This is a genomic window from Mucilaginibacter sp. MD40 (genome assembly GCF_002288635.1).
In the GTDB taxonomy this organism is placed as follows: Bacteria; Bacteroidota; Bacteroidia; order Sphingobacteriales; family Sphingobacteriaceae; genus Mucilaginibacter.
Genome location: NZ_NRSW01000001.1, coordinates 1174441 through 1186191 on the forward strand (window position 1 = coordinate 1174441; position 11751 = coordinate 1186191).

9 protein-coding genes are annotated in these 11751 nt (G+C 46.3%); 4 read left to right on the forward strand and 5 right to left on the reverse strand.

Features of this window, described 5'->3' with window-relative positions; translation table 11 throughout:
- The first annotated feature begins 9 nt into the window (after positions 1 to 9).
- Both CKK33_RS05315 and CKK33_RS05320 read left to right on the forward strand, forming a co-directional pair.
- On the forward strand, positions 10 to 3183 hold the full coding sequence (locus CKK33_RS05315) for an ATP-dependent DNA helicase (RefSeq protein ID WP_095703107.1): 3174 nt from the start codon (positions 10 to 12) through the stop codon (positions 3181 to 3183).
- Positions 3184 to 3375: 192 nt separating this feature from the next.
- Positions 3376 to 4287 (forward strand): alpha/beta hydrolase, encoded by a 912-nt coding sequence (locus tag CKK33_RS05320; RefSeq protein WP_095703108.1) that lies wholly within the window; start codon positions 3376 to 3378, stop codon positions 4285 to 4287.
- A gap of 39 nt (positions 4288 to 4326) precedes the next feature.
- Here the strand turns inward: CKK33_RS05320 and CKK33_RS05325 are convergent, their stop codons facing one another.
- Positions 4327 to 5199: a transglutaminase-like domain-containing protein gene (locus CKK33_RS05325; RefSeq protein WP_095703109.1), complete on the reverse strand. Its 873-nt coding sequence runs from the start codon at positions 5197 to 5199 to the stop codon at positions 4327 to 4329.
- A 45-nt stretch (positions 5200 to 5244) separates the two neighbouring features.
- On the opposite strand from CKK33_RS05325, the gene CKK33_RS05330 reads away from it, so the two are divergent.
- Complete coding sequence (locus CKK33_RS05330) at positions 5245 to 6030, forward strand: O-methyltransferase (RefSeq protein ID WP_095703110.1); 786 nt, start codon at positions 5245 to 5247, stop codon at positions 6028 to 6030.
- A gap of 114 nt (positions 6031 to 6144) precedes the next feature.
- The gene (locus CKK33_RS05335) at positions 6145 to 7116 is read left to right on the forward strand and encodes a GlxA family transcriptional regulator (protein WP_095703111.1); all 972 of its coding nucleotides are present in this window, start codon (positions 6145 to 6147) and stop codon (positions 7114 to 7116) included.
- A 24-nt stretch (positions 7117 to 7140) separates the two neighbouring features.
- Here the strand turns inward: CKK33_RS05335 and CKK33_RS05340 are convergent, their stop codons facing one another.
- From CKK33_RS05340 to CKK33_RS05355, 4 genes are all read right to left on the reverse strand, one after another.
- Positions 7141 to 8220 (reverse strand): glutaminyl-peptide cyclotransferase, encoded by a 1080-nt coding sequence (locus tag CKK33_RS05340; RefSeq protein WP_158223396.1) that lies wholly within the window; start codon positions 8218 to 8220, stop codon positions 7141 to 7143.
- Between the two features lie 4 nt (positions 8221 to 8224).
- Positions 8225 to 8593, reverse strand: coding sequence for a YraN family protein (locus tag CKK33_RS05345; protein ID WP_095703113.1), 369 nt, complete (start codon positions 8591 to 8593; stop codon positions 8225 to 8227).
- Positions 8593 to 10518 (reverse strand): DNA primase, encoded by a 1926-nt coding sequence (dnaG, locus tag CKK33_RS05350; protein ID WP_095703114.1) that lies wholly within the window; start codon positions 10516 to 10518, stop codon positions 8593 to 8595. The genes CKK33_RS05345 and dnaG overlap by 1 nt, the downstream gene beginning before the upstream one ends.
- A 142-nt stretch (positions 10519 to 10660) precedes the next feature.
- A complete protein-coding gene (locus tag CKK33_RS05355; protein ID WP_095703115.1) occupies positions 10661 to 11626 on the reverse strand; it encodes an NAD-dependent epimerase/dehydratase family protein in 966 nt (321 codons plus the stop codon).
- Between the last annotated feature and the right edge of the window lie 125 nt (positions 11627 to 11751).

An 11751-nucleotide genomic window follows, 5' to 3' on the forward strand; every position in this document is an offset into this window, starting at 1 on the left:
ACTAAAACTATGCAATCTCCACTCAATAAATATAACGAGAAGTTTAATGCAGCGCTGGCGGGTTTAAATCCCGAACAGTTAGCCGCTGTAAATAAAATGGATGGCCCCGTGCTGGTGGTTGCCGGACCGGGTACGGGTAAAACACAGATACTGGCCGCGCGTATCGGTAAGATTTTGACCGATACCGATGCCCAGCCTAACGAGATATTGTGTCTTACCTATACCGATGCAGGCGCGGTTGCCATGCGTAAGCGCTTATTTGAATTCATCGGGCCCGATGCCTATCGAATTAACATTTACACCTTCCACGCTTTTTGTAACGAGATCATCCAGGAGAACCTGGAGTATTTCGGCAAGTTAAACCTTGAGGCCCTTTCTGATCTGGAATCGGCGATGTTGTTTCGCGAATTAGTAGATGAATTTGGAAACGATCATTTACTAAAACGCTTTACCGGCGATATTTACTTTGACGCCCCAAGGCTTAAAAAGCTGTTCTCTACCATGAAGACCGAGAACTGGTCGGAGGAGTTTGTGGTGAAAGCGGTACAAGATTACCTGGCCGATCTGCCAAATCGCGACGAGTTTATTTACAAACGGGCTAATCCAAAAGCGGGCATCAAAATAGGCGATCCGAAGCAGAAGGATATTGACAAGGTAACGGAAACCATGCAGAAGCTACTGGCGGCTGTTAGCGAGTACAAAAACTACGATGCCAAGATGAAAAGTCGCGGCCGCTATGATTATGACGACATGATCATGTGGGTGCTGAAGGCTTTCCGTGAGAACGACGAGATCTTGCGCCGTTACCAGGAGCGTTACCAATATATTCTGGTAGATGAGTTCCAGGATACCAGCGGTTCGCAAAACGAGTTGCTCCGGTTCTTGCTTAATTATTGGGATACGCCAAACGTATTTGTGGTGGGCGATGATGATCAATCGATCTTCAAGTTCCAGGGGGCGAACATGAAGAACATCCTGGATTTTGCCGGCGACTATGTGGATACGCTTTACACGGTTGTGCTCAAACATAACTATCGCTCAAACCAACACATATTGGATATTTCGCGCGCGCTCATTAACAATAACCGCGAACGCCTGACTGCCCAGCTAAACCTGGATAAAAATCTGCAGGCTTCGCACCCGCGTTTTAGCAGCGATGTGGTTGTGCCATCCATAAAAGAATACGAGAACCCTAACCAGGAACTGGTTGATGTGGCTATGCAGATAAAACGCTTGGTGGCACAAGGCACGCCACCGGGCGAAATAGCGGTGATCTACCGCAACCACAGCCAGGTGGACGACCTGCTGCACTTCCTGGAAACACAAAACATAGCCGTTAACACCAAACGCAAGATAGATGTGCTCACCATGCCTTTCGGCGAAAAGATCATCAACATTCTACGTTACCTGGCCATGGAGCTGGATTCGCCTTACAGTGGTGATGAACTGTTGTTTGAGATATTACATTACGACTTCTTCGAAATACCACCAATTGAAATAGCCAAGGCCAGCATCGCGGTATCAAAAGAGAACTTCGCTACGGCAAGTAACAACCAGCCAAAAACCTCGCTTCGCCGCTATATTCATGAGATAAAAGTACCCGCGCAAACCGACTTGTTCAGTAAGCCGGTAGGAACCAACATGAAGTTCCTGATCAACGATATTGATGAGTTGCTGACAGGTGCCGTAAGTATTACCCTACAGCAGTTGTTCCAGTCGGTAATTGCTAAGATGGGTATCCTTAAATACATCATGCAGCAGCAGGACAAGGGTACTTACATGCAGGTGCTCACCAGTTTCTTTGATTTTTTAAAGGACGAGAGCCGCAAGAATCCGGAGATCAAATTATCCGATCTGATCAACACCATCGATCTGATGCGTAAGAACGGCATCCGCATGGAGCTGAACAAGGTGATCTTCTCGGAGAATGGCATCAATTTCCTTACCGCGCACGGTTCAAAAGGGTTAGAGTTTGAGCACGTATTCTTTATCGGTTGTGATAAAAAAACATGGGATGCCAAAGGGCGCAACAGTGGGTTCAGCTACCCGGATACTTTAACACAGGCGGCATCGGAAGATATTGCGCTGAAAGAAGAATCGCGCAGGTTGTTTTATGTGGCGCTTACACGTGCCAAGCAATGCCTAAATGCATCTTATGCTGCTAAAGATAAGAACGGTAAAGACCAGGAGCCATCGCAGTTTATTGGGGAGATATTGGCCGATACCCATTTGCAGGTGAGCTATCCTAAGGTAAGCAGTGATGATATGATAGAATTCATCGCTACGCAATTTAACGAGGCTGATAAGCCGGTTGTGGAACTGCTGGACAGAAACTACATCAATCAGCTTCTGCAAAATTATACGCTATCGGTAACTCACCTCAACAACTACCTGGATTGCCCGCTGAGATTTTATTTCCAGTGTTTGATACGTGTACCTTCGGGTAAAAGTCCGTCGGCTACTTTTGGGCAGGCAGTGCACTGGGCGCTTAATAAAGCTTTTCGCAGACGGAAAGATTTCGGTGATGAGTTTATGCCTACCGAGGAATTTATGAAGGAGTTCCGTTGGTACATGTACCGCAACCGCGACTCGTTCACGAAAGAAGACTTTAAACTACGTGTAGCCTATGGCGAAAAGATATTGCCGCCGTACTACGAACAAAATGTACTCACCTGGAATAAGGTAACCCGCACCGAGCACAGCATCAAAAATATTGAGGTACAAGGCGTGCCGATAAAAGGTAACCTGGATAAGATAGAATTTAACGGCAAACAGGTAACTGTTGTGGACTACAAGACCGGCCGCGTGCGCAACGCCAAACCCAAACTGGAGCGCCCAACCAACGAGCAGCCAAACGGCGGCGACTACTGGCGCCAGGCGGTTTTCTACAAAATACTGGTGGATAACGACCGCACGAACGATTGGGAAGTGGTGGATACCATCTTTGATTTTGTAGAACCCGAGAAGGACAATGAATATTACAAAGCCAAGGTGGTGATAACGCCGGAGGATATAGAAGAAGTGACCAGCCAGATCACTTCGACCTATCAAAAGATCATGAACCATGAGTTCAGCACCGGCTGCGGTAAAAAAGAATGTGATTGGTGCCACTTTGTAAAAAGCAATTTTAAACAACCGGAGGGATTGTTAGAAGTTGCGGAGGGGGATGATGTGATTGAATAATAGAATTTGTTATTGCGAGCGATAACGGGGCAATCTTATAAGCAGGTTAGTGCTTCTGAAATTGCCACGTCGCTAAACTTCTCGCAATGATAAATGCGTAATCCGCCGCCATTCGTCTAAAAATTCATCAAACCCCTGAGCGCTTTATTTAGCAGCAATTATTTGTAACTTGCTCATACCAATTACTACTATATGAAAACATTGTTAATCGCGCTAATGCTGGCTGGTGCCTCAGTGACAGCGTTTGCCCAACAGTCGCCAATGCCTTTATATCCTAATGGTGTACCCAACGCAAAGCCGACACCGGCTACTTATGTGGAAAACACCAACGAAACCGCCTGGATCACTAAGGTAAGCGTACCCACGATTACGCCTTACTGGCCTGCTAAGGGCACAGCAAATGGCACTGCCGTAGTGGTTTGCCCCGGTGGTGGTTACGCGGGCCTGGCATCGGCGCATGAGGGTGTGGCTATAGCGCAGGCGTTTAATAAAATAGGGGTAACCGCTTTTGTGTTAAAATACCGCTTGCCCAGTGATAGCATCATGACGGATAAGAGCATAGCCCCTTTGCAGGATGCGCAGCGTGCCATTCAAATAATAAGGCAAAACGCGGCCAAATGGAATATTAACCCTAACCGTATTGGCATTATCGGTTTTTCGGCTGGCGGGCACCTGGCCTCAACAGCAGGGACACACTTTGATAAACCGGTGATCGACAATAAAGATAATATCAGTGTGCGCCCCGATTTTATGATGCTTATTTACCCGGTGATCACTTTCAGCGAAAAAACACACGCCGGCTCACGGGAAAACCTTATCGGTAAGAACCCATCGCAACAGCAGATCGATCTTTATTCGAACGAAAAGCAGGTAACCGCGGCCACGCCACCCACCTTTATTGTACATGCCGAAGACGACGATGTGGTACCGGTTGAAAATGCCCTAATGATGTACCAGTCGCTACTGCAAAACAAAGTGCCTGCGGAAATGCATCTGTTCCCCAAAGGTGGCCACGGCTTTGGCTTAAATAACCCAAGAAGCAAGGCTAAATGGTTCGACTGGGCAAAAATCTGGATGGATGATAACGGCTGGCTGATAAAGTAATAGAGAAGGTGGGGCTAAAACATTAATTTCATGACCCGGTTATTCGGCATCCGCCGAAGTAACGATGTTGAGTAACTCGTTCAACTCATCTACCTTGTCTGACGAGCCCAGGTGCTCATACGCGCTGATAAGGTTACGGATTACGCGTTTGATGATATCCGTATTGGAGCAGGGTTCGTAAAACTGCTTATCGTATTGCAGGTTAAGCTGTTTCAGGAACATGTCCACATCACGGCGGCCAAATATCATCCCTTTGTTAAATGCATTGATATAGAATAATATTCCACCATCAAATTCCGTTTCGCGACTTTCATCAAGGTAGGCTAATATGAAATGCTGGGGCAGGTTTACGCCATATACCGGTATGTCCAGCTTTTGTGCAATAATAGAGTAGATGATAGCCAGCGATATCTGGTTTCCCTTTTTAGTTTCCAGTACCTGGCTGATATAGCTGTTCTGCGGGTCGCGGTGATTGGTGGTATTGCCGCTAAATCCGTGTATGCTATACAGGATATGGTTAACAAGCTTTATCTGCTCTACGGGGCTACCTTCGTTGTTCATTTGTATCCATATATCCCTTTTAATGGCCTCTATCTGGTTGATCACTTTTTGCTCATCCAGGTCGGGGTATTGGTAACGGTTAATGATAAGAATACCCCTAAGCAGATCGAAAGAGCCGCCATGGTACCACAGTTCCAGGTCTTTTTTTAGCGTGGTAAATTGTATCTCGTGTACCAGGTTGGCAATACGCTCCTGTTGTATGGCGTCAAAAGCTTCTGTAAAAGCAGTTTCCAGATATTCTATCGCTTCCGTACCGTATGAAAACAACTTTTCATGCACATGATTGTATATCTCTGCATCAGGGTCGTCGAGAAGGCGGATAAGGGATTTTACTTCCGTAGGATCAATCATATCTCTCTATACTAAAATACTAAACCTTTTGATATTTTTACAGCTATGTTCAATATAACGTTTGCAAAGGATTTTCTGTTGCACCGCCTCACGTCAAAAAACCGTCATGGTTTGCATTCACCATTCATCTATAAACTGGTTGATGAGGTGATCTACGATAAAACAGAAAAGCCCGCTTACCATAAAATTGAACAGGAACGTGATAAACTGCTCATTAACGATAGTTTTATAACGGTTACTGATCTGGGCGCGGGCTCGCATGTGAACAATAACAAGCAAAAAAAGATAAGCGATATTACCCTTAACGCCCTTAAACCGCCGAGCCTTGCCAAGCTGCTATACCGCTTAACCGCTTCTGTTAAGCCTGATAATATTGTAGAGCTGGGTACCTGCCTGGGTATCACCACTCTTTATTTAAACGCCGCCGCGCCAAACGCTAAGATATACACCCTTGAAGGTTGCCCTCAAACGGCGGGCGTGGCTAAAAAAGTTTTTGAAGAAGCAGGTGTAAAACATATCAATGTAATTACCGGTAATTTTGACGATACCCTGCCGGGAATATTGGACGGCCACGAAAAGCTGGACTTTGTTTACATCGACGGAAATCACCAATACGAAGCCACTGTGCGCTATTTTAACTGGTGCCTCCCCAAGGTGCATGAAGGCAGCATGCTTATTTTTGATGACATCTACTGGAGCCCGGGTATGAAAAAGGCTTGGGCTGAGATAAAAGCTCACCCATCTGTTACCGCAACGGTTGATCTGTTCTGGATCGGGTTGGTGTTTTTTAAACCGGGACAAGCCAAAGAGCATTTTAAGATCAGGTTTTAACGGCTTCAAGTATCATTACAGGAGGCGTAAGCGGCATTTTGGAGGTTGTTTGCGACATAAGCTTGACGTGCTTGATTATCCCTGCTATATTGCATCTAATAATTAGCAGCAACCATGAAACATGTTTCCATACTCATTATCAATGAGGCGGTTTTAGCCAGCATTGCCGACCCTCGAATCATATTCACCGGGGTAAACGATTTTTTACAGGCAGCAGGTAAACCACCAGCATTTAAGGTGCAACTGATAGGTTTGGAAAGAGAAGTGCATTTGCATGGCGGGTTATTCACGGTTCATACAGATGCCCTGATCAATGAGGTAAAACATACTGATCTCATCATTATTCCCGCCATATCGGGTGATATAGAAACTACGCTGCAGCTCAACGAGCCATTTGTACCCTGGATAATTGAGCAGCATAAAAAAGGTGCCGAGGTGGCAAGCCTTTGTATCGGTGCCTTTTTGCTGGCCGCTACCGGTTTGCTTGACGGAAAGGAGTGTAGCAGCCATTGGCTTACTGCCCCGCAGTTCAGGGCGATGTTCCCGAAGGTGACGTTGGTTGACGATCGCATTGTTACAGAGCAGAACGGGCTGTACAGCAGCGGGGGTGCCACGTCCTACTGGAACTTGTTATTATACCTGGTTGAGAAATGCGCGGGGCGCGATATGGCCATTATGGCGGCCAAGGTTTATGCCTTGGAGATAGAGCGCAAAAGCCAGTCGCCGTTTATTATGTTCAACGGCCAAAAAGCGCATGAAGACGAGCCGATAAAAAAAGCACAGGAGTTTATTGAAGCCAACATTGCCGACCGTATATCCGTAGAGGACCTGGCCATGCGTTACGCCATAGGCAAACGCCAGTTTGAGCGCCGCTTTAAAAAAGCCACCAACAACAGCCCGCTGGAATATATACAGCGCGTTAAAATAGAGGCTGCCAAAAAGCAGCTGGAAAGCAGCCGTAAAAACGTTAACGAAGTAATGTATGGCGTTGGCTACGCCGATACCAAGGCGTTCCGTACGGTATTTAAAAAGATAACCGGCCTTTCGCCAATTGAATATAAAAGCAAGTACAGCCAGATAAATTAACCGGCGTATTAATGCCGGCCAATATTATTTTTTGCTAAAACTTACCTGGAATAGTTTATTCCATTTTTTGCCGGTAACGAAGATGCGTTTGGTGGCTTTATCATAAGCGATACCGTTAAGTACATCGGCCTCGGTATTACGCTGGCTTTTCGGATACAGGCTGCTCATGTCTGCACGCTGCACCACCGCCCCTGTTTTGGGGTCAATTACCAATATGTTATCGGTATTGTAAACGTTGGCGTACAGCTTGCCATCAATATATTCCAGCTCATTTATTTCGTTTACAGGGCCTTTGTCATCATACACGTCAATGTAACCGGTTTGCTGGTAGGTATCCTTATTCAGGAACCAAATGCGGTTGGTGCTGTCATCCATGTAGATTTTGTTACCATCATAGGTTACGCCCCAGCCTTCTACACCAACATTGTTATTAAAGGTGTTCTTCAGTTCGAAGGTCTTGCGGTCGAAAACGTAGCCTATTTTATCTTTCCAGGTAAGCATCATTATCTTATCGCCAATTACCGCTATACCTTCCGCGAAAACTTTCGGATTGATCAGTTTTTGTTGTAAGATTTTGCCGGTTTGCAGGTTGGTGCGCACCAGTTTAGATTGCCCATCGGCGGGGATACCCGGTGGAGGATCTAAATAACCGCCGCTGCTTTCGTAAAAGCCATTGTCGTTATAAATAAGGCCTTCCGTATACAGGCTGATATCATGCGGGAATACTTTTTGTACTTTGAAGCTTAGTTCTTCAGGGGCCTTGGCAGGCAGCAGCACAATGTTGGTAGTAACATCCTGTATCTTACCTGCCTGGTAAACATGCGCGGTGATCATTCTTGCGCCAAGGGGCAGGCTATCTGTTTTCAGGCTGATGGCTGATGAATCCTTTTTCGAAGCTATCCGTGTCGAATCAAGCATGTAAACCACCGAATCAACCTTGGCATCCTTGGGGAAGGCCAATTTAATGGCAACGGCATCTCCTGTTTTGTAGGTGGTGCCTGCATCGGGTGTAATGGTAAAATCCTGCTGGTTATCTTTATCGCCGTGGCAGCCCCAGGCAAATAACAAAGCAAAGGCTGATAAAAGAACTAATTTTTTTTTCATGGTATCAGGTGGCAGTGGGCCAAAAGGCATCTTCTATATGTTTTATGGTATGCGTATTATTACGGTTAAAAAGCACAGATATTATATCAAACCGAACTTCGCCGGTATGGTTCATTAAATAAATGTATTCGTCGGCTGCCTGTGCCATCAGGCGTTGCTTGCGGTTGTCAACAAAATCTTCGGGCAGGCCAAAGCCGGTACCGCTGCGCGTTTTTACCTCGGTAAATATAATTACCTTGTCGTGATAAGCAATCAGATCTATCTCGGCTTTTCCGAATACCCAGTTTTCGTCCAGTATCTCGTAACCGGCGGCTTCTAAAAACGCTTTAGCCAGCGCTTCGCCTTGTTTACCGAGATCGTTATGGGTAGCCATTATTTGAGGATAACGGATCCTAAGTAATCGGATATATGCTTTTCCACCTTTTTCATGTGCATATATTGGTTCAGCAGTATCTCCTGGTCGGCGGCTTCGGTAGTAGTTTGCAGTTGCTTACGCAGATTCTCGAGTATCTTGCCCACTTTTTGCTTTTTCAAATGGAAAATGGCTCCCAATATGGTGGCCTTCATGTTGGCTTGTTCATCGGGCACCATAATTTTGTGCATCTCGTACCAGTTTTCGCTTAACGCATATTTAGTGGCCAATAAGGTAACGGTTAAATCAACAATGCCTTTATCGGGGTAATGGATAAAATGCTGGTCCTCGGGCAAAACACCATTTTCCAGTTCCTGGCAGTATATTTCTATAAATTGCTTACAAACAGGCTGGTCAAACTCCACGTCGCTCAGTTCGGCAATCATAAAAGGCCCTATGTAGGTGTTGGCGATGCCATCCCAGTCAATCATCTTATTACCGTACAGGAGAAGCAGGCGAACAATTTCTTTTTCCTGGGCGTCCGACTCCCTGACCACTTTTTCCTGCGGTTCATCAAAAAACTGCGGTTCATCGGGCGCGGCAGGCTCGGTGCGAAAGTTTTTGTCGCCATCTTTCTTAGCCTTTGCCTGGCGCATTTTGTTCAGCTCAGATAACAGGGCACGTTCATCTATCTGTAACTGGTTGCTGCACTCTTTAATAAAAACCGATGCCTTTATAGAGTCCGGTATTTTGGAAATGCTTTCCACGATCTCCCTAATAACTTCTGCCTTTTTTATAGGGTCGTTTCCGGCATCTTTTAGCAGGATATCCGTTTTATAAAGGATAAAATCCTTTTTGTTATCCTCTATGTGCTTTTTAAATACGCTGGTACCAAAAGTTTGTACAAACGAATCGGGGTCGTGCCCGTCAGGGAAGAGCACCACTTTTACGTTGAGGCCTTCTTCCAGTATCATATCCAGCCCGCGCAGTGATGCTTTAATGCCCGCCGCGTCGCCATCGTATAAAATAGTAATATTTTTGGTTAAGCGGCCAATCAGGCGTATCTGTTCAACGGTGAGCGATGTGCCCGATGAAGCCACTACGTTCTCTATGCCGGCCTGGTGTACCGATATCACATCCGCGTAACCCTCTACCAGGTAGCAGTTATCCTCCTCGCGAATGGCGCGTTTGGCAAAGTACAGCCCGTAAAGTACGTTTGATTTGTGATAGATCTCCGACTCCGGCGAGTTGACGTATTTAGGTACGTTCTTATCCTTCTTAAGTGTACGCCCGCCAAAGGCGATCACCCTGCCGGTGAAGCTATGGATGGGGAACATGACTCGACCCCGGTAGCGGTCGTACAGCGAGCCATTGTCGCGCTTTACGGATAAGCCGCTGTTCACCAGAAACTCTTCCTGGTAACCATCTTTAAGGGCCTGCCCGGTAAAGGCCTCCCATTGGTCGGGCGAGTAGCCTAACTCAAATTTTTTAATGGTATCGGCGCTAAAGCCACGTTCCTTGAAATAACTTAGGCCAATGCTTTTGCCTTCATCTGTTTCCAGCAAGCTTTCATGGAAAAATTTAGCCGCGTAGCCCGATACGATTATTAAACTCTCGCGCCGGTTATCTTCTTCGCGGTTCTCTTTGTGTTCAACCGTTTCCTCTACCTCAATGCTATACTTTTTAGCCAGCCATTTTAAAGCCTCAGGGTAGGTGAACTTTTCCAGCTCCATTAAAAATGTTACGGCACTGCCGCCTTTTCCGGATGAAAAGTCTTTAAAAATACCCTTGGCCGGAGATACCGTGAACGATGGTGTTTTCTCGTTTACGAAAGGAGATAGTCCTATAAAATTGGCGCCGCGTTTTTTTAGCTGTACAAACTCGCCTATCACCTCCACAATATCTGTGGCTTCCATTATGCGGTCGATAGTTGGCTTGGTGATCATGCGTGGCTAAAAAATGCGGGCTGCAAAATTAGTGTTTTGCGGCTTTTATAAAGGTATGAAATTCTAATTAAATGGCTTTATCGGGCGTGATGTAACCCAATCAATCACCTAATTCAGCGTAAAAAGATTGTAAGGGAGAAGCTTAGCGGTAGCTTTTACAAATTTCCTGTATGGTTGCGCTGATGGGCCTGAACTGATGGTTAACGGACTTCCTGATCTTACTGTTGTCGAACTCACGCGTTACAGATGCCGCCCTGGCGCTAACTTTATCTATGGCCGGGCTGCTGCCGGTAACCGCTCCCCAAAGTGCCGCGGCACGCCAGGCAACCTCCATCATCCAGGGGCGGGCAAGTTTCACTGGCGCCTTAACAGCCATACATTCGGCAATTTCTGTAAAAAGTTGTTTGTAGGCACGGTTTTCTCCGTTAATGATAAACCGTTCGGCGGTAATATCGCTTTCCATTAACGCGATCATGCATTTGGCTACATCACCTACATCCACAAAGCCCATGGTGCCTTCGGTATAATATTTTAGACCATTATGTACGGTTTCGAATATCTGACCGCTGCCTTCTTTGCCGGCGCTGGCACCAATAATAATGGTAGGGTTTACAATAACGGCATCCAACCCTTCGGCTATGCCTCGCCAAACTTCCATTTCGCTTTCCAGTTTAGATAGCGCGTAACCATCGGTTTCGGTAGTGGGGTCGAGATGGTGTTTCTCGCTGATCTTCTCACCCTCCGGCGCCTCGCCAACAGCCGCTACCGAGCTGGTATGTACCATCCGGATGTTGTACAGGTTGCAAAGGTTAACCAGGTTGGCCGTTCCGATGATGTTGGTATGGATCATGGCCTCCTTATCAGCTTGCCGTAAGGAAACAAACGCGGCGCAATTGTACACTTTTGTTACCCCGGTTAAGGCTTCTTCCATCGCGTCCGCATCCAGAAGATCGGCAGTTACCCATTCAATCCTATCACCAAAGGGCTGCAAGATAGCGGGAATGGCAGATGAGGTCCTCTTGCTGCAACGGATGCTATTGCCACGCAGCACCAGCTCTTTTGCCAGTTCTGCACCTAAAAAACCTGTTGCGCCGGTAACGAGAATCATGCTTCAAATATGCGATATTTTTAGATGTGCAGATATGCAAATGGTAGATTAGCCTGCAGTTTGTATCTGAGATTGCTTTTTAAAGTCATTTGCATATTCGCACATTTGCACATCTGCACATCTTT